This is a genomic window from Methylobacterium sp. J-048 (genome assembly GCF_022829515.1).
In the GTDB taxonomy this organism is placed as follows: Bacteria; Pseudomonadota; Alphaproteobacteria; order Rhizobiales; family Beijerinckiaceae; genus Methylobacterium.
Window position 1 is genome coordinate 1 of record NZ_JAKSYL010000122.1, and the last position, 18,679, is coordinate 18,679.

The 18,679-nt window shown below is 68.9% G+C and carries 17 protein-coding genes and 1 pseudogene; 15 read left to right on the forward strand and 3 right to left on the reverse strand.

The annotated features are described in order from the left end of the window. Nucleotides 1–195: pseudogene (locus tag MKL09_RS10260) on the reverse strand (ABC transporter substrate-binding protein); the annotation flags it as partial. 441 nt (nt 196–636) lie between these two features. On the opposite strand from MKL09_RS10260, the gene MKL09_RS10265 reads away from it, so the two are divergent. From MKL09_RS10265 to MKL09_RS10320, 12 genes are all read left to right on the forward strand, one after another. Next, on the forward strand, nt 637–1,782 hold the full coding sequence (locus tag MKL09_RS10265) for a methionine ABC transporter ATP-binding protein (protein WP_244020041.1): 1,146 nt from the start codon (nt 637–639) through the stop codon (nt 1,780–1,782). Then, nucleotides 1,772–2,437 (forward strand): methionine ABC transporter permease, encoded by a 666-nt coding sequence (locus MKL09_RS10270; RefSeq protein WP_244019945.1) that lies wholly within the window; start codon nt 1,772–1,774, stop codon nt 2,435–2,437. The genes MKL09_RS10265 and MKL09_RS10270 overlap by 11 nt, the downstream gene beginning before the upstream one ends. A gap of 42 nt (nt 2,438–2,479) precedes the next feature. Further along, on the forward strand, nt 2,480–3,259 hold the full coding sequence (locus MKL09_RS10275; protein WP_244019947.1) for a MetQ/NlpA family ABC transporter substrate-binding protein: 780 nt from the start codon (nt 2,480–2,482) through the stop codon (nt 3,257–3,259). Nucleotides 3,260–3,590: 331 nt separating this feature from the next. After that, nucleotides 3,591–4,826 (forward strand): acyl-CoA dehydrogenase family protein, encoded by a 1,236-nt coding sequence (locus MKL09_RS10280; protein WP_244019949.1) that lies wholly within the window; start codon nt 3,591–3,593, stop codon nt 4,824–4,826. A gap of 11 nt (nt 4,827–4,837) precedes the next feature. Further along, nucleotides 4,838–6,184, forward strand: coding sequence for an LLM class flavin-dependent oxidoreductase (locus MKL09_RS10285; RefSeq protein WP_244019951.1), 1,347 nt, complete (start codon nt 4,838–4,840; stop codon nt 6,182–6,184). 509 nt (nt 6,185–6,693) lie between these two features. Next, complete coding sequence (locus MKL09_RS10290; RefSeq protein ID WP_244019952.1) at nt 6,694–7,794, forward strand: ABC transporter substrate-binding protein; 1,101 nt, start codon at nt 6,694–6,696, stop codon at nt 7,792–7,794. Nucleotides 7,795–7,802: 8 nt separating this feature from the next. Then, entirely contained in the window at nt 7,803–8,807 is a 1,005-nt protein-coding gene (locus MKL09_RS10295; RefSeq protein WP_244019953.1) for an ABC transporter permease, read from the forward strand. Beyond that, nucleotides 8,801–9,592: an ABC transporter ATP-binding protein gene (locus MKL09_RS10300; RefSeq protein WP_244019954.1), complete on the forward strand. Its 792-nt coding sequence runs from the start codon at nt 8,801–8,803 to the stop codon at nt 9,590–9,592. Before MKL09_RS10295 ends, MKL09_RS10300 begins: the two co-directional genes overlap by 7 nt. A 112-nt stretch (nt 9,593–9,704) precedes the next feature. Continuing rightward, entirely contained in the window at nt 9,705–10,685 is a 981-nt protein-coding gene (locus MKL09_RS10305; protein ID WP_244019955.1) for an aliphatic sulfonate ABC transporter substrate-binding protein, read from the forward strand. Nucleotides 10,686–10,696: 11 nt separating this feature from the next. After that, nucleotides 10,697–11,470, forward strand: coding sequence for an ABC transporter permease (locus MKL09_RS10310; RefSeq protein WP_409566917.1), 774 nt, complete (start codon nt 10,697–10,699; stop codon nt 11,468–11,470). A 62-nt stretch (nt 11,471–11,532) separates the two neighbouring features. Further along, nucleotides 11,533–12,315, forward strand: coding sequence for an ABC transporter ATP-binding protein (locus tag MKL09_RS10315; RefSeq protein ID WP_244019957.1), 783 nt, complete (start codon nt 11,533–11,535; stop codon nt 12,313–12,315). A gap of 47 nt (nt 12,316–12,362) precedes the next feature. Further along, nucleotides 12,363–13,316, forward strand: coding sequence for an aliphatic sulfonate ABC transporter substrate-binding protein (locus MKL09_RS10320; RefSeq protein WP_244019958.1), 954 nt, complete (start codon nt 12,363–12,365; stop codon nt 13,314–13,316). Between the two features lie 4 nt (nt 13,317–13,320). On the opposite strand, the gene MKL09_RS10325 is transcribed toward MKL09_RS10320, so the two are convergent. After that, nucleotides 13,321–14,730 carry a class I SAM-dependent methyltransferase gene (locus MKL09_RS10325; protein WP_244019959.1) on the reverse strand — a complete coding sequence of 470 codons (1,410 nt, stop codon included), beginning with the start codon at nt 14,728–14,730 and terminating at the stop codon, nt 13,321–13,323. Nucleotides 14,731–14,812: 82 nt separating this feature from the next. Here MKL09_RS10325 and MKL09_RS10330 point away from each other — a divergent pair, with 82 nt between their 5' ends. From MKL09_RS10330 to MKL09_RS10340, 3 genes are all read left to right on the forward strand, one after another. Next, nucleotides 14,813–15,655: a glycosyltransferase family 2 protein gene (locus tag MKL09_RS10330; RefSeq protein WP_244019960.1), complete on the forward strand. Its 843-nt coding sequence runs from the start codon at nt 14,813–14,815 to the stop codon at nt 15,653–15,655. A gap of 177 nt (nt 15,656–15,832) precedes the next feature. Next, nucleotides 15,833–16,663 (forward strand): triphosphoribosyl-dephospho-CoA synthase MdcB, encoded by an 831-nt coding sequence (gene mdcB / locus MKL09_RS10335; protein ID WP_244020042.1) that lies wholly within the window; start codon nt 15,833–15,835, stop codon nt 16,661–16,663. Between the two features lie 86 nt (nt 16,664–16,749). Beyond that, a complete protein-coding gene (locus tag MKL09_RS10340; RefSeq protein ID WP_244019961.1) occupies nt 16,750–17,484 on the forward strand; it encodes a DUF3750 domain-containing protein in 735 nt (244 codons plus the stop codon). 90 nt (nt 17,485–17,574) lie between these two features. Here MKL09_RS10340 and MKL09_RS10345 read toward each other — a convergent pair whose 3' ends face one another. Then, the gene (locus MKL09_RS10345) at nt 17,575–18,660 is read right to left on the reverse strand and encodes a tlde1 domain-containing protein (protein ID WP_244019962.1); all 1,086 of its coding nucleotides are present in this window, start codon (nt 18,658–18,660) and stop codon (nt 17,575–17,577) included. Between the last annotated feature and the right edge of the window lie 19 nt (nt 18,661–18,679).

Here is an 18,679-nt window from a genome sequence, read left to right on the forward strand (position 1 = left end):
CGCCAGGCGCTCGGCCAGGGTGCCTTTCACCTTGAGGATCGTGAACAGCACCGACGAGCGCTGCATGCTGATCTTCACCTCGCGCACCGCCGCATGCACGGCCGGCGACGCGAAGGGCAGCGCCGCGGCGCCGAGGCCGGCCAGGAGGAGCGTCCGGCGGGACGGGGACCCTCCTGCGGGCGTGTCGTCGGTCATCGTGGTCTCCGGTCGGTGAAGAGCCCGTCCGCGCGGGTCCGGGAACCAATGTCCCCAGTTCTGCGGCGCTTGGAGTGGGCGATCACTATTGAAGCCCGGGCTTAGGGGATGGATCAATGAAACACGCTTCCGAATTCAGCGCGCTTCAAAGGACAGACCCTCTCTGTCGACGGCGAAACGCAGCACAAAGCCTTTGGGAATCGGGAATCGCGCAGTGGGAAGCGAGGATCTACCCGCCATCGTGTCGGCCAAATACCAAGCCTGCGTAGAAGATTTTTCTCACTAATTCGATTAATGCAGAACGTTCATTCTATGAAGCCAGGAAACTATGTGCCTGCCTTTCCTTGACCCCCGTCGGCGCCGACCGCCATACAGATCGCTTGCGTGAGATCCGACGCCGTCGCGGACCGCTCGGTCCCGCTCGAGGAGCACCCACAGGCTGTGTCCACCCTGCCGCCTTCCCGCGTTTCCGCCGACCCAGCCCTCATCCGGTTCGAGAACGTCTCGAAGACCTATCCGGCGCGGAAGGGCGCGGCTTTGGTCACGGCGCTGTCAGGCATCGACCTCTCCGTTCCGGCAGGCACGATCCTCGGGGTGATCGGGCGCTCGGGTGCGGGCAAGTCGACGCTGATCCGGTTGATCAACGGCCTGGAACGGCCGAGCGCCGGGCGGGTGGTGATCGGCGACGCGGAGGTGTCGAGCCTGCCCGAGCGGCAGCTGCGGGCAGTGCGCGCCCGGGTCGGCATGATCTTCCAGCACTTCAACCTGCTGTCCTCGCGCAATGTGGCCGACAACGTCGCCCTGCCGCTGGAACTCGCGGGCTGGAAACGCGCGGCGATCCGCGCCCGCGTGGCGGAACTGCTCACCCTCGTCGGGCTGGAGGCGCAGGCCGGCCGCTACCCGGCGGAGCTGTCGGGCGGCCAGAAGCAGCGCGTCGGCATCGCCCGGGCGCTCGCCACCGAGCCGGACGTGCTGCTCTCCGACGAAGCCACCTCCGCCCTCGACCCGGAGACGACCCGGTCGATCCTGGCCCTGCTGAAGCGGATCAACCGCGACCTCGGCCTGACCATCGTGCTCATCACCCATGAAATGTCGGTGATCCGGGCAGTCGCCGATGACGTGGCGGTGATCGACCACGGCGCGATCGTCGAGCGCGGCACGGTCTACGAGGTGTTCACCCAACCCCAGGCCGAGGTGACCCGCAGCCTGCTCGCCGGCGAGGTCGGGCTCGACCTGCCGGCCGGGCTGGCCGAGCGGATCTCCGCCGATCCGCGCCCCGGCGGCGTGCCGGTGCTGCGCCTTTCGCTCCGGGGTCCGCAAGCCGATACGGCGATCCTCGCGCGGCTGGCCCGCGAGACCGGGATCGAGGCCGCGATCCTGGCGGGCGCGGTGGACGAGATCGGCGGCCAGCGCTTCGGCTCTCTGGCGGTCGGTCTGTCACCGGGTCCGGACGTCACCGCAAGGGCCCAAGCCTATCTCGCCGCGCTCGGCATCCCGGCCGACTTCCTCGGCTATCTGCCGCCGGCCCAGGAGGTCGCTCAAGACATCGCCCAGAACATCGCCCATGGGGCTGCCCGTGTCGCCTGAGCTCATCAACCTTCTGGTCCAGGCCACCATCGACACGCTGACCATGGTGGCGCTGTCGGCCGCCATCGGCACGCTGCTCGGCCTGCCGCTGGGCGTGTTCCTGGCGACCAGCCGGCGGGGCGAGTTGCTGGCGGCGCCCGCGCTCAACGCCGCCCTCGGGGTGGTCGTCAACGCGACGCGCTCGACGCCCTTCATCATTCTGGTCGTGGCGATCATCCCGTTCACCCGCCTCGTGGCCGGCACCTCGATCGGCACCTACGCCGCCAGCGTGCCCCTGACGGTGGCGGCGACGCCCTACATCGCGCGACTGGTCGAGGCGGCGATCCGCGAGGTCGATCATGGGCTCGTGGAGGCCGCCCGGGCGTTCGGGGCGAGCCCGGCGCAGATCATCCGCAAGGTGCTGATCCCGGAGGCGATGCCCGGGATCGTCCTGGGGCTGACCCTCGCGGTCGTGTCGCTGATCGGCTACTCGGCCATGGCCGGCGCAGTCGGCGGCGGCGGGCTCGGCGATCTCGGCATTCGCTACGGCTACCAGCGCTTCCGGCCCGACATGATGCTGGCAGTCGTGGTCGTCCTGATCGTGCTCGTGCAGGTGTTCCAGACCGCGGGCGACCACTTGGCGCGCCGCCTCAACAGGCGCCACCGCCAGAGCTGATCCGTACACGCGTTCGACCCCGAAAACACGAGATCGTCCGTCATGTTGCGTCGCCTGGTGCTTGCCGCCCTCCTTGTGCTGCCCGGCGCCAGCCACGCGGAGGCCCTGAAGCGCGTCCGCATCGGCGCGACGCCGGGGCCGCACGGGCAGATCCTGGAGGCGGCGAAACCCGTCGCGGCGCGCAACGGGCTCGACCTGCAGATCATCGAGTTCTCGGATTACGTGGTGCCGAACGAGGCGCTCTCGGCCGGCGAGATCGAGGCGAACTCGTTCCAGAACCAGCCCTTCCTCGACAACCAGAAGGCCGATCGCGGCTACAGGATCGTCGGCGTCGCCACGACGGTGAACTTCCCGCTCGGCATCTACTCGAAACGCCACACGAGCTTCGACGCCGTGCCGCCCGGCGGCACAGTGGCGATCCAGAACGACCCGACCAATGGCGGCCGTTCTCTCCTGCTCCTGCAGGACAAGGGCGTGATCAAGCTGAAGGCCGGCACCGGGTTCAGGCCGACCGTCGCCGACATTGTCGAGAATCCGCGCAAGCTCCGGTTCATCGAGGTCGACGCCGCGCAGACGCCCCGATCGCTGGACGATGTCGACGCCGCGGCGGTGAACACCAACTTCGCCACACCCGCCGGCCTGAAGCCTTCGGACGCGATCCTCAAGGAGGAGCCGAAGGGCCCCTACGTGAACCTCCTCGTGGTCCGCGAGGCCGACCGCGACCAGCCCTGGGTGAAGGCGCTGGTAGAGAGCTACCGCAGCCCCGAGGTCAAGGCGTTCATCGAGAAGACGTTTGGGAGCACGGTGCTGCCGAGCTGGTAGCAGGCACATCAGCCCGCGCGCTTGCCGACCGCGTCCCGTCATCGATTGCCGAGCCGCGCCCGGAGCATTCTTGCTCGGCCTGCCGGAAGGTACCCGCCGTTTACAGGCACGCGGCCTTCAAGCGAGAACGTTGTTTCCCGAACAGATCGCTGCACGAAACACCTGTTTACGCAGTCGTTCTTGAAGAGATCTCGGTTCCAAATCGATCGACAACGGTCGTTTTCCGCGCAGATCGGCTTGAGATCGCGGCCCGACTTGGCGAATCCATAGGTCTCGCGTCGAGCGCCTTCGGGGGTCCGGCAGCGACGGTCTGGATGGGATGCGCAAGGCGATGTCGCAGAGGGATGCGGGTTGGGGCGCTGGCCCGAGCGAGCGCTACGAGGAGCTGGCCGCGCGCTTCCGGCCGACCTTCGCCGAGATCCGCGCCACGGCGGTCGAGCGCGACCGCACGCACGGCCTGCCGCACGCGGAGATCGGCTGGCTGAAGGAGGCCGGCTTCACCACCTTGCGGCTGCCGGTCGAGGCCGGCGGCCACGGCGCCAGCCTGCCCGAGCTGTTCAACCTGCTGATCGAGCTGTCGCAGGCCGATTCCAACGTGACCAACGCCTTGCGGGCCCATTTCGGGTTCACCGAGGACGTGCTCGCCTCGACCGCGCCGGACTGGCGCGCGCGCTGGATCGCCAGGATCGCCGCCGGCGAGACCGTGGGCAGCGGCGTGTCCGAGACCGGGGCCGCGAAGGTCGGCCAGTTCGACACGGTGGTGCGCCGCCGGGGCGCCGAGCGGGTCGTGTCGGGCAAAAAATTCTACACCACCGGCTCGCTGTTCGCCGACTACATCCATCTCTCGGCCGACGACGAGGACGGTACCACCCTCGTGGCGGCCGTGCCGACCGGAGCGCCGGGCGTCGCAATCGTCGACGATTGGGACGGGTTCGGGCAGGCGCTCACCGCCAGCGGCACGATCCGGTTCGACGACGTCGTCCTGTCGCCCGACCTGATCAAGCCGGACCCGGCTCGCTTCCCCTACGCGATGGCGTTCTTCCAGCTCGTCCATCTGGCGACGCTCGCCGGGATCGGGCGCGCGGCGGCCGAGGATGTCGGGCGCCTGGTCGCCGAGCGGACCCGAATCTACAGCCACGGCAATGCCGGGCGGACTGCCGACGATCCGCAGATTCTGGCTGTCGTCGGGCGCGTGCGGGGCAACGCCTACGCGGCCGGCGCCGTGGCGCTGAAGGCGGCCGAGGCGTTGCAGCGCTCCTATGAGCTGCATCGCGACGCGGGCGGCCAGGGGACTGAGGCTGAGGCGGAGCGCGCCACGGCGCTCGCCGATGTCGAGGTCAACCAGGCGGTCACGGTGGTCACCAACCTCGTGCTGGAGGCGACCACCATCCTGTTCGACGCGCTCGGCGCCTCGGCGGTGAAGCAAGGGCTCGGCCTCGACCGCTACTGGCGCAACGCCCGCACCATCGCCTCGCACAATCCCCGGATCTATCGGGACCGCATCGTCGGCGCCTTCGCGGTGAACGGCACCGAGCCGCCGCGTCAGTATCGCGTCGGCACGGCCTGAGGGACGCGAGGATGCCGCGCCGTCACGACCGCATGCGCCTTGGGGCGTTCCTGTATCCCGGCGGCCACCATGTGGCGGCGTGGCGCCATCCGTCGTCCCAGGCCGATGCCGGGATCAACGCCCCCCATTACCGGCAACTCGCCCGGACGGCCGAGGCCGCGAAGTTCGACCTGATCTTTCTGGCCGACGGGGTCAGCATCCGCGGCGACGATCTCGACGCCCTGAGCCGCACCGCGATCCGCTATGTCGGGCAGTTCGAGCCGCTGACCCTGCTGTCGCATCTCGCGGCGGTGACCGAGCGGATCGGCCTCGTGGCCACCGCATCGACCACCTACAACGAGCCGTTCCACGTGGCGCGCAAGTTCGCCTCCCTGGACCATCTGAGCGAGGGCCGGGCCGGCTGGAACCTCGTCACCTCGGCCGACCCGCGCGAGGCCTGGAATTTCAGCCGCGAGAGCCATCTCGCTCATGCCAACCGCTACGCCCGGGCGGAAGAGTTCGTGGATGTCGTCCGCGGCCTCTGGGATTCCTACGAGGACGACGCCTTCGTGCGCGACCGGGAGGCCGGCCGGTTCTTCGACCCGGAGAAGCTGCACCTGCTGGCCCATGAGGGCACGCATTTCTCGGTGCGCGGCCCGCTCAACGTGCCGCGCCCGCCCCAGGGGCATCCCGTGGTGGTGCAGGCGGGCTCCTCCGAGGCCGGCAAGGCGCTGGCCGCCCGCACCGCCGAGGTGATCTTCACCGCGCAGGATTCGCTGGACGATGCGGTCGCCTTCTACGCCGACGTGAAGGGTCGGATGGCACGGCACGGCCGCGATCCGGACCATCTCAAGATCATGCCCGGCGCCTTCCCGGTGGTCGGGCGCACGGAGGACGAGGCCCGGGAAAAATTCGCCGCCCTGCAGGCGCTGATCCACCCGGTGGTCGGCCGTTCGCTCCTGGAGCAGCTCACCGGCGCCGATCTCTCGGCCTACCCGGACGACGCGCCCATGCCGGACCTGCCCGAGACCAATGGCGGCAAGAGCCGGCAGGACCTGTTCCTCCGCCTCGCACGCCGGGAGGGCCTGACCATCCGCCAGCTGTACCTGCGCGCGGCCGGCGCCCGGGGCCACTGGATCCTGGTCGGCACCCCGGTCCAGATCGCCGATGCGCTTCAGGAGCGCTTCGAAGCCTACGGCGCCGACGGCTTCAACCTCATGCCGCCGACCCTTCCGGGCGGCCTCGACGATTTCGTGGCGCTGGTCCTACCCGAATTGCGCCGGCGCGGCTTGTTTCGGGAAGATTATGACGGAAACACCCTGCGCGCGCATCTCGGCCTGCCGCGGCCCGAATTCCAGCCGCGCCATCGGAAAGTGTGAGGAGGCGAGACGTTGCGAAACGCCACTTGGATCGGATGCCTTGGAGATTGATGCGGCAGATCCCGTACGGATCTGCCGTTGACATTGCTATTTCGATTCCGCGCATCCGAGATAATAAGTCGGATCCTTTCCAATTTCAGTTGGTAATTTACTTATGTTACCACTTATAGCCAAAATATAGATTTACTGATTGCTATATTGTGATCAAGTCTTCGCTGCGAATGCTGGCGCCTGTAAGGATGTGGCTCGACGCCGTCGCCGAGCCGACGCCATGAAGCAGATTCGTTCTCGGTTTCACGCCAAGCGAACGAATATCTTTCTTTCGCAGAGTGAAAGATTGGAAAACGCTTTCGTTGACTCGAGTGCGAGTCAATTGAATATTCAAATCGTTGATCCCTCGACGGATCATTCACCGAAATTGAGGACGTACGACCTGTCCGGCCACGCGGTCGGGCCGCATCGTGCGTCGGCCCACCTCACCGCGCGGTCGCGCGGTCCGGAGACTTCCGATGACAGACGATCCGTCACATCCGGGACCCACAGGATCGGGCCGGATGCCCTCGCGCCGCCTGCTGCTGCGGGCCGGTGCCGCCGCCATGGCCGCGCCCTTCGGCCTGGGCGTGGGCGCGAGCCAGGCCTGGGCGCCCGGGCCTGGCGCGCCGTTCGATCCCGGCCCGCTCTGCCGGCCCGCTGCGGCCGAGGCCGCTTCGGGACCGCTCCGGCCGGTCAAGCTGGCCTGGAACGCCACCGCGATCTGCACCGCCGCGGCGCCGGTCGCGAAGGAGCAGGGCATCTTCGCCAAGCACGGCCTCGACGTGGAATTCGTCAATTTCGGCGGTGCCACCGAGGCGCTGCTGGAGGCCATCGCCACCGGCAAGGCCGATGCCGGGATCGGCATGGCCCTGCGCTGGCTCAAGCCCCTGGAACAGGGCTTCGACGTCAGGATCACCGCCGGCCTGCATGGCGGCTGCCTGCGGCTGCTGGCCGGCAAATCCAGCGGCATCACCGACATCGCTTCCCTTAAGGGCAAGACCATCGCGATCAGCGATCAGGCGAGCCCGGCCAAGAACTTCTTCAGCCTGCAGCTGGCCAAGGCCGGGATCGACCCCGATAGCGGCGTCGAATGGCGGCAATACCCGGTCGATCTGCTGAACCTCGCGGTGGAGAAGGGCGAGGCCCAGGCGCTCGCCGATGGCGACCCGCGGACCTGGATCTGGCTGAAGGACCCGCGCTTCGCCGAGATCTCGACCAACCTTGCGGGGGAATATGCCGACCGCTCCTGCTGCGTCGTGGCGGTCCGCGGCAGTCTGCTCCGCAACGACCGGGCGGTCGCCGCGTCGCTCACCCGGGCGATCCTGGAGGGTGGGCACGCCGTCCATGAGAACCCGGAGGCGGCCGCGAAGGCGTTCGCCGGCTACGGCGGCAAGGGCTCGATCGAGGATCTCGCCGCCATGCTGCGCAGCCAGCATCACGGCGACAGCCCGGTCGGCGGACGGCTCAAGCAGCAGCTCGCCCTCTACGGCGATGAACTGAAGCTCGTGAACGTCCTGAAGCGCTCGACCGACACGGCGAAGTTCGCCGAGCGGATCTACGCCGACGTGCTGAGCTGAGGGGCCGCATGTCCGGAAGCATCACCGCCGGCACGGCGCTGCGGACCGCCGCCGTACCGACGCGTCTGTCTTATCCGCCCTGGCGTGTGCTCGCGGCCGGTATCGTCTGGCTCGTGCTCGCCGGACTCACCCTGCAGTTGCCCGAGGCGGGCGACTTTCCGAGGACGGCCGTGTTCGCCCAGGGATCGGCGGCTATCGGTCTGGCGCTGCTGCCGCTGGGCCTGCTCGCCGGCCGGCTCGGGACCTTCGGGGCGCGGCTGCGGCACTGGAGCCCGTGGCTCGCCGCCATCGCCGTCGTCCTGCTGACCTGGGAACTCGTCACGGCGAAGTTCGATCTGTTGCCGATGCCGTTCTTCCCGCCACCCCAGGCGATCCTGGAGGTCTTCCTCGACGATTGGCCGAAACTCGGCGGTAGCACGCTGAACTCGCTCATCCTGCTGGCCGGCGGCTATGCCTTCGGGGCAGGTCTGGGCTTCGTGCTGGGCGTCGCCATCGGGACGTCCAAAGCCGTGGGCTATTGGGCCCACCCGGTCCTGCGCTTCGTCGGGCCGCTCCCCGCGACCGCTTGGCTGCCCCTGGCCTTCTTCGTGTTCCCGTCCTCTTGGTCGGCGAGTACGTTCCTGGTGGCCTTGGCCACCGGCTTTCCCGTGACGGTCCTGACCTGGTCCGGGGTTGCCGGTGTCAACAAGGCCTATTTCGACGTGGCGCGCACGCTCGGCGCCTCGCGCAGCTTCCTGATCCTGCGGGTGGCGATTCCGGCGGCGCTGCCGCACGTCTTCGTCGGGTTGTTCATGGGGCTCGGCGGCTCCTTCGCGGTGCTGGTGGTGGCCGAGATGCTCGGCGTGAAGTCGGGCCTCGGCTGGTACCTGCAATGGGCCCAGGGCTGGGCGGCCTATGCCAACATGTACGCCGCGCTGATCGTGATGGCCCTGATGTGCTCGTCGCTGATCACCCTGCTGTTCCGTCTGCGCGACCGCCTGCTCGCGTGGCAGAAGGGGCTGGTGCAATGGTAGCCGCAACGCGGGAACGGCCGGCGGTTCAGGCGGTCGGGGCCCGGTTGAGCGTCGAGGCGGTCAGCCACGCCTTCGATATCCGCGGGACGCCCCTGCCGGTTCTCGACCGGGTCAGCCTCGCCGTCGAGCCCGGAGGGTTCGTGGCTTTGCTCGGTCCCTCGGGATGCGGCAAGTCCACCCTGCTGCGGCTGGTTGCGGGCCTGGAACCACCGGACCAGGGGCTCATCACGGTCGACGGAGATTTGGTTGAGGGGCCGGACCCGTCTAGGCTGCTCGTGTTCCAGGATCCGACCCTGTACCCCTGGCGCACCGTCCGCGGGAACGTGGCGCTGGGGCTCGAAGCCCAGGGCGTCGGCCGCGCCACCCGGGCTGCGCGCATCGATCAGGCGCTGGGGCTCGTCGGTCTCGCCGGCTTCGCGGATGCCTATCCGCACCAGCTCTCCGGCGGCATGGCGCAGCGGGCGGCTTTGGCGCGGGCGCTGGTCAACGAGCCGCGCCTGCTGCTCCTCGACGAGCCCCTGGGCAAGCTCGACGCCCTGACCCGGCTGGCCATGCAGGCCGAACTCCTGCGCCTCTGGGAGGAGAAGCGCTTCACGGCGGTGCTCGTCACCCACGACGTCGAGGAGGCGCTGATCCTGGCCGAGCGGGTGATCGTGCTGGGCGACCGCCCGGCCGCGATCCGGGCCGAGCTCCCGGTCGACGCCCCTTACCCGCGTCACCGGGACGATCCCGACCTCGTTCGGCTGCGCCGGACGATCCTGGAAATCTTGGGCCAGACCACCTGATCGCACGAATCCCTGCGGCGCGCGGTGTCGCGGTTCCCAAGCTTCGGGCCGCGCGCCGCGAACCTGTGCGTGCACGCCTTCCCCAAAACTTCGCCCGAACTAGGTTCCGCTGATGCGCTCCTCACGCCGATCCCTCCTGGCCGCCGGCCTCGTCCTGATCTCCGCGACCGGCCTGTTCGCGCCTGCGGCCCGGGCCGAGGATCCGAAGGAGCTCCGCCTGGATTGGGCGACCTACAATCCGGTCGGGCTGCTCCTGAAGGATAAGGGGTTCCTGGAGGAAGCCCTCAAGCCGAAGGGCATCCGGGTGCGCTGGGTTCAGTCGCTCGGCTCCAACAAGGCGCTCGAATTCCTGAATGCCGGCGCGATCGATATCGGCTCGGCCGCCGGCGCGGCCGCTTTGGTCGCGCGGATCAACGGCAATCCGATCAAGGCGGTCTACGCCTTCTCGCGCCCCGAATGGACGGCCTTGGTCACCCGAAAGGACACCGGTATCGCCAAGCCCGCCGACCTGAAGGGCAAGCGCGTCGCCGTCACCCGGGGCACCGACCCGCACATCTTCCTCATCCGCGCGCTCCAGGGCGCAGGTCTGACCGAGAAGGACGCGAAGCTCGTCCTGCTGCAGCACCCGGACGGCCGCACGGCCCTCGACCGGGGCGATGTCGACGCCTGGGCCGGCCTCGATCCGTTGATGGCGGCGGCCGAGATCGAGAACGGCGACATCCTGTTCTACCGCGACCCGGCGGCCAACACCTGGGGCCTGCTCGACGTGCGCGAAGACTTCGCCAAGGCCCATCCCGATCTGGTCCGGACGGTGATCGCCGCCTACGAGCAGGCGCGCGCCTACGCGCTGGCGAACCCGCAGGCCCTCTCGGCGGCGCTGGTCGCCGCGACCAAGCTGCCCGAACCGGTGATCGCCCGCCAACTGGAGCGCACCGACCTGTCGCAGCCGACCATCGGGCCGGCACAGGCCGAATCGATCAAGGCCGCCGGCCTCGCCCTGCAGCAGGCCGGCGTGATCCCCGCCGCCACGGATGTCACGGCGGCGGTCGACGGCCTGCTCGATTCCGCGTTCAACCCCGTCGCGGCGCGTTGAGGTCCGGGACGCTGTTGCGGCAGGGCGGCCGCGTCGGTCTCGGGCTCGTCCTGCCGTTGGCCCTGGCGATCGGTTGGGAGATCGCCGTCGATAGCGGCCTGGTCTCCGGTCGCCTGCTGCCGCCGCCCAGCCGGATCGGCGCGACGCTGCTGGACCTGGCGGCCTCGGGCGACCTGCTCATGCATGTCGAGGCGACGCTGATCCGGGTCGGTTTGGGCTTCCTGTGGGGAGCCGCTGCCGGGATCCTTGCGGGCGCGCTGGTCGCCACACTCCCGATCCTGCGCTGGCTGGTCGATCCGAGCGTGCAGGCGCTGCGGGCCGTGCCGTCGCTCGCCTGGGTCCCGCTCTTCATCCTGTGGTTCGGGATCCTCGAAACGCCGAAGGTGCTGCTGATCGCCGTCGGGGTGTTCTTCCCGGTCTATGTCGGGGTCTCCGGCGCGATCGCCTCGGTGGACCGCAAGCTCGTCGAAGTCGGGCGCATCTTCCGGCTGTCGCGCCTCGCCCTGGCTTGGCGGATCCTGCTGCCCGCGGTTCTGCCGGCGACCCTGGTCGGCTTGCGCACGGGGCTCGGCCTCGGCTTCCTCTTCGTCGTGGCGGCGGAGCTGATGGGCGCCTCGGAGGGCCTTGGCTATCTGCTGGTTGACGGCCAGCAATTCAGCAAGCCCGATCAGATCGTCGCCGCGATCATCACCTTCGCGCTGGCCGGCAAGCTGGCCGACATGGTCCTCGTGACGCTGACCCGGCCCTTGACCCGCTGGCAGGATACCGCCCGGGAAAGCCTGTGACGGGCGCGACCGTGCAGGTCGGTCGCGGACCATCCCTGCAACCACTCACGCAAGACACGCCCGTGCTCATCGTCGACGATCTCTCGAAGACCTACGCGGACGGCACGCAGGCGCTCTCCGGAATCAGCCTGTCGGTGCGGCCGGGCGAGATCGTCGCGCTCATCGGCGGCTCGGGCTGCGGGAAGACGACCCTGCTGCGGCTGATTGCCGGCCTCGACCACGCGAGCCGCGGCACCGTGCAGGTCGATGGCGAGACGATCCGCGAGCCGCATCCCAATGTCGGCGTCGTCTTCCAAGAGGCGCGGCTTCTGCCCTGGCTCAATGTCGCGGGCAATGTCGGCTTCGGCCTCGCCGGGCTCCCCCGGTCCGAGCGCCGGGCGCGGGTCGCCCGGGCGCTGGAGCGGATCGGTCTTGCCGAGCATGGCGGCCGCTGGCCGCGAGAACTGTCGGGGGGACAGCAGCAGCGGGTCGCCATCGCCCGGGCGTTCGTGACCCATCCCCGCGTGCTGCTCCTAGACGAGCCGTTCTCGGCGCTCGACGCCTTCACCCGCAGGGACCTGCACGATCAGCTCCTGGGCCTGTGGGGCGAGACGAAGCCGACGATCCTGCTCGTCACCCACGATGTCGGCGAGGCGGTGACGCTGGCCGACCGGGTGGTGGTGATGCGCCCGCGCCCCGGACGGCTCGACGAGACCATCGATATCGGCCTCGCCCGCCCGCGCGACCCCGTCGCGGCCCATCATGAGGGGGCGGTGCGCCGGGTCATGGCTGCCCTCGACCGCTCCCTGCGGCCGGCCGCGACCCATCCGCCGCTCGCCCCCGAGACCCGCGCCGCGTGGTGGTAGGGTCTCGCCTCAAAGCATTCGCCGAAGCCCTCGCCCCGGATGACCCGATGTCCACCTCCCGCCGAAGCCTGATCGCCGGTCTCGCCGCCGCCCTCCTCGTACCGCCGTGCACCGCGCGGGCCGCCGCGACGCTGCGCATCGGCTACCAGCGCTCCTCGACGCTGATCGCGCTGCTGCGCCAGAACGGCAACCTGGAGAAAGCGCTGGCGCCGCTCGGCACCGGGCTGTCCTGGCACGAGTTCACCAGCGGGCTTCCGATCATGGAAGCCCTCAATGCCGGGCAGATCGACGTCTCGGCCGATGTCGCCGACACCGTCCCGATCTTCGCGCAGGCGGCCGGGGCCCGGATCAGCTACATCGCCCAGGAAGCCCCCTCCCCGGACGCGCAGGCGATCCTGGTGCCCGAAGCCTCGCCCGCCAAGACGGTCGCGGACCTTCGCGGAAAGCGGGTCGCCGTCACCAAGGGCGCGGGCAGCCACTACCTGCTGCTCGCCGCCCTCGCGGAGGCCGGCTTAACCTTCAAGGACATCACCCCGGCCTACCTGACGCCCGCCGACGGCCGGGCCGCGCTCACCAGCGGCGGGGTCGAGGCCTGGGTCGCCTGGGACCCGTTCCTCTCCGCCGCCCGGCAGCAATCGGGGGCCTGGGTCCTGCGCGACGGCGCCGGACTGTCGCTGTATAAGCGGTACTATCTCGCCGCCGATCCGTATGTGGCCGCCAACGGCCCGGTGCTCGCCGCCCTGTTCGGCCAGCTGGCCGAGACCGGCGCCTGGGTGAAGGCCCAGCCGGCCGAGGCGGCCGCCCTTCTCGCGCCCCTGTGGAAGATCGAGCCCGAGGTGATCTTGCGGGCGAACGCGCGCCGCAGCTACCGGGTGGAGCCGGTCACGCGGGCCGGCCTGTCCGAGCAGCAGAAGATCGCCGACGCCTTCAAGGCCGAAGGGCTCCTGCCCCGTCCCGTGGACGCCTCCGCCCTCGGCATCTGGGTGCCCCCGGCGCGCTGAATCCCTAAGCGCGGGGCACGCCCAAAACCTTCCGGCTCTCCTCGGCCAGCACGGCGTGACGCACCGCTTCAGGCCCGACGGTGGGCGTCTCCTGGGCGGCCTTCGCGATGAGCGCCTTGAAGCGCTTCTTGTCCCAGGACCGGGAACGCAGGCATTTCAGCACGGCGTCGAGCACGACTTGCACCGCTTGCGACCGCTGCCGCTCCCGCAGAAGTTCGGCGGCCAGCAGCGGATCACGGAACTGGGCCGCGCCGAGCGGCACGACGAGGACCGCGTTCTCGGCCAGTGCCGGATCGTCCTCGACCATCGTCGTCACATTGTCGGAGGTCTTTCGCCGGTTGAGGATCTTCGTCGCCTCGTTCAGCAGGATGTGGTGCTGGATGGGGGCCAGCGCATTTGCCGGAACGTCCTGGCCCGCCAACGTGATCTGCTGCCGGAAACGTCGGCGGTTCAGGCCGAACCGGCCGAGACTGGTCTGCACGGCCGAGAGAACTTTGCGCAGGGCATGCGCGCGGTACTCGGCTTTCAGAAGCTGGTCGCGAAGCAGGGCCGCCGACTCGCCGAGCGGCCCGTCCGGCAACTGGCGCGCCTGCTCGGCGAGCTCGACGACGACGCGCTGCATCAGGGTGGTGCGTTCGCGACGGGCGTCGTCGGCGGACAGGTGCGGGGCCCCTTTGCGAAGCCAGACGAAGAATTCGGTCGCGTGCCGCTCCTGAAGGTCCTCGACCTGGAGGTCCAGATAGCCGAGCAGTGACAATTCCAGGATCATCAGGCTGAAGCTCGACGGCACGAACACCCAGGCATGCGCGTCGGTGTAGTCCGGATGCTTGGCGGCGGCATGCCATTGCGGCGCGTTGGTGAGCGGATTGACCGGTTCTGCCAACTGGACGTCGCTGGCGGCCCAGGCCCCGATCCCTCCCGGTTTCAACGCCATGTTCAGGGCGTAGTCGATATGCGTCCGCAACGTGTGGCGGTCGCGTCGCTCCAGGAAGGCCGTGACCGCTTCGGCGGTGGCCGAGAGCGGGCGGTAGAAGTCGAAGCACTTGCGCTTGTCCGGCACGGCCAGGATCACGACGCCGTCGGGCCTCAGCAAGGTCTCCGCGGCGCGCAGGAACGTGACGATGTCGGTGGTGTGCTCGATGACGTGGCTGGCGATGAAGGCGTCGAACGTCCCGTGCTGATCGCGCGGGACCGCATCGGCCAGGGAACCGCCGGTCCAGACGATGTCGACGTCCTCGATGCGATCTATCGTCTGGTCATGGTATTTCTCGAGCAATTCCTCACGCGAGGCGTGATCGACTACGATCGTGTTCCAACCGTCGCGCTTCGGGGCAAGGGGATTGAAGCTGGGGCCGATCTCGATGATCCGCGCTTCCTTATTCAAGGATCGCAGAAGTTGCGGCGCTCGCTCCATGTCCAGCTTAGCTCCTCATTAGCGTCCCGCCCGATACGATGGCGGCGGGTTATCGAAATGCCGTCTTGAAGGAAAATGTCCGGTGGAGAAAAGGCCGCTCGCCGTGGTCACCATGGCGTTCAATGAAAAGACGATGTTGCCGCTCTGGTTAAGACATTACGAACAGCAGGTTGGGGCGGAGAACTGCTACGTTCTCGATCATGGCTCCGACGACGGTTCGACCACCGGGATCGCCGCGAACGTGATCCGGCTACCGAGAACGCCCCTGGACGAATGGGAGCGTGTGAACACGATCCGCGACTTCTGTACCTCGTTGTTCATCGGTTTCAAGTGTGTGCTCTTCACCGATGCCGATGAGCTGGTCGTCGTCGATCCGGATGTGGCGCCATCGCTGTCCCACTACATTGCGCATCGGGATGTGCCGCTTGTGCTCGACCTGTTCGGCTCCGATGTCCGCCACGTCGAGGGCGAAGCGCCGATCGATCTCCAACGCCCTGTTTCGCTGCAGAGAGGATATGTCCGCCCCATCTCGTCCCTGTGCAAGGCGACGCTTATCTCCAAGCGAACGGATTGGCACATCGGATTTCACTGCGTCGTCCATGATCATCGACCGAAATTCGGCGATCTATTTCTGTTCCACTTGGCCCATTGTGATAACGACCTTTTGTTCGACCGGCAGAAGAAGCGCAATGCCGCTGCCCCCGTGGGAATCCCGGATTCGCATCACGCCATTCCGCCGATGATCTTTCTGGAGCATATCAAGTCGGACATTGCCGAACTCGCACGGCGACGCACCCAGATGCGCCGCGGCGAAGATCTCTTCGACACAACGCAGAGAATATTCGCCGATGCAATTGAGCGCAAGAGTTGGGCACAGGCGCCCGATCTGTGGCAATTGCCGGACCGCTTCGTCGGACTGTTCTGACGGATCGCCACCAAGGCGGAGCGGTTGAATTGACGACTGGGCAGGCGGTGCGTAGCAGCAGGCCCAACCCGAGCCTTCGCAACCCGCCGCAAGGCCTGATCGCGAAGGCCCGCGCATAACGATCCCTCGAAACTGCGCTGGAGAGGCCGCATTTCAGACCTGTGCGTTCAGGAAGCGCTGCTCCCGCCGCACCGTCGGCCCGAGCGCGTTGCGACTCTGGCCCACGCCGCCCTGATCGACGAGCTGGAAACCTGGCCGAAGCCCGGGCTCGTCAGCCCCGTCGATTCTGGCAGCCACCACGACATGGATGCCGAAACCCTGCGCCGCAGCGCGGCGGCGATCCGACCCTATTTCGGCGAACTCGTCGTGGCTGGCAGCCGCAGCGCGGGGATGGGCGAACTTCGGGCGATCGGCTTGAGGGCCGAGGCAGCGATGCTGGCGGCAACCGATGGCGTCAACGCGCATCGCGGCGCTATCTTCTCCCTGGGTCTGATCTGTGCCGGCGCGGGCGAAGCTGGGACGATACCCGCATCGGCCGAAGCGCTGGCGGAAGCCGTCGGCCGACGGTGGGGCGATGCGATCGCCCGGGCACCGACCTCGACGGACAGCCATGGCGGCCGCGCCGCGCGCCGCTATGGCGTTGGCGGCGCCAGCGCGGAGGCCGCCGCGGGATTTCCGACCATCCGGGCCGTTGGGCTGCCGGCCCTGCGCCGCGGCCGAAGCCTCGCGCCGGACGATCCCGAAGCCGCCCGGGTCCAATGCTTCTTTGCGCTCCTCGCCGTCGTGGACGACACCAACCTCTTGCACCGCGGCGGCGCCGAGGGTCTGGTTCGGGCGCAGGGCATGGCCGCGGCCTTCCTCGCTGCCGGAGGGATCGCGGCTTCGAACTGGCGTGACCGCGCGGTGGCGATCCATCGCAGCTTCGTGGCGGCACGCCTCAGCCCGGGCGGCTGCGCCGACCTTCTCGCAACGACGCTCTTCCTCGATGCCCTGTCCCGGGCGGCGTGAGCGGAGCCGTACCGTTCGGCCGCAGGTGAACCGGCGCGGCTCCTGCCTACATCTGACTGGTCCTCAGCTATGCCCCGGCCAATCCCGTGTCCCTGATCAGGTTCGCGCTGTTCGCGCTCGTCATCGTCTTCCTCGTGCCGGTCGCGGTCTCGGCAACGCTGTACTGGCTGCGTGCCGGCGGCGACTGGCGCATGGCGGATCGTTCCAGCGCCGGTCTCCTCCCGCCGGCCGAGGCCCATGCCGGGGCCGTGGTGCGGATTTTCTCCGCCCGAACGGTGAGTTGGCGCGGCATCGTGGCGACCCATAGCTGGATCGTGATCAAGGGCGCCGACGAGCGCCGCTATCGCCGCTTCGACTACACGGCTTGGGGCCAGCCGATCTGGATCGACCGCTTCGTACCGGATGGGCGCTGGTTCGGGAACGCGCCCGAGATCGTGTTCGCCTCCGACGGCCCGGAGGCGGAGGCGATGCTCCCTCGCATCCGCACGGCCGTGGCCGAGTACCGCTATGCAAGCCCCGGCGATTACGTGGTCTGGCCGGGCCCGAACTCGAATACGTTCGTGGCGGCCGTGATGGCGGCGGTGCCGGAAATCCGGGTCACCCTCCCGGCCACGGCCATCGGCAAGGACTTTCCCTATGATGGCCGGTGGATCGGGTGGACACCCTCGGGCACCGGGATCCGGATCAACCTCGGCGGCTATCTCGGGCTGACGCTGGCGTGGGTCGAAGGTCTGGAGCTGAACCTGTTCGGCGGCGTCGCCGGCATCGACCTGCGCCGTCCGGGGATCAAGCTGCCGGCCATCGGGCGCGTGGGGATCTGATGGCGGCGACCGGCGCATCGCGCGGTCGATGCGGGACGGCTTTGACGGCAGGACGGTCACCCGCGGCCCGGTTCATCCATCCGCCCGGGCTCAATTGCCGTTGCGAGCCATCTGGGTCCGGATGGGGCTCGCGGCGAGACTCGGCAGCGCATCCTGCGTGCCCGCCACGACCACGAGACGCTGGACCTCGCCGCGCAGGAACGCCTGCAGGAAGCGGTCGTAGTCGCGGAACGAGACGCAGCCATTCGAATCGCCGCGCGGGCCGAGCATGAAGGTGTGGGCGAGCAGGCCGACGCGGCCGTAGACGGCCTCGTTGCCGCCGACCGGCGTGAGGCGGATCGCCCGCACGCCGTGGAACAGCTGCTCGCGCTCCTTCAGGTCGTAGGTGCCCGGCGGGGTCGGGCCACGCATCCGCACGTTGACGAAGCGCGGTTCGTCGAGGCCTTCGCCAAGGCCGGAATGAGCTTCAAGGCGCTCGCCGTTCGGCAGGATCACGACGCGGCTCGCGATGTTGTATACCGCCGTCCCGGCCGTGGGTCGCGCATCCGTCGGGGCGAGGGGGGGCGAGATGCGCCGCTGCGGCACGAGATCGGCCGGCCGGGTCTCCAGGGCCGCATAGGCGAGGGCCGGCGCCCGCTCGACGCCGAACAGTTTCTCCAGGAACGAGCGATCGTCCTCCCGGGGCGGCATCGGCGCGGGGGGGAGTTCACGACGGGCGATCCGCCGTTCGGCCCTGCGGGCGGGGTCGGGTTGGCGCGCGGATCGGAATTCGGGCGGCCGCGGGATCGGGAGTGGAACCGTCATGGCGGCGCGCGGAGGCTCGGAGGCTTGAACCTCCGGTTCGGGCGCGGCCTCGGGAATCGCCAACGGTGCGGACGGTTCGATCTGGGTCCAGGCCCAGCGTGAGAGCGGACCGCCGGTGGCATCGCGCCAAGCTTCGGTCGCCGTTGCCTCCGCGTTCGTCGCCTCGGCTGCGGCTTCGGACGGTGATTCGGTGCTCTCGATCGCGGTATCCGGATTGACCCGCGTCTCGGAAGTCGGTCGCGCCCGGTGCAAGGCGCCGCTTCCGAGGGCGGCCAGTGCCACCGCGGCGGTCAGGACCGCGAGCGGAGCCGCGCAGGTGCGGCGGTCGGTCCGGATGGGGAGGCCGTCCAGCGGCGCGGGGTCGATAGCCATGCGGGCGCCCATGCTCTCG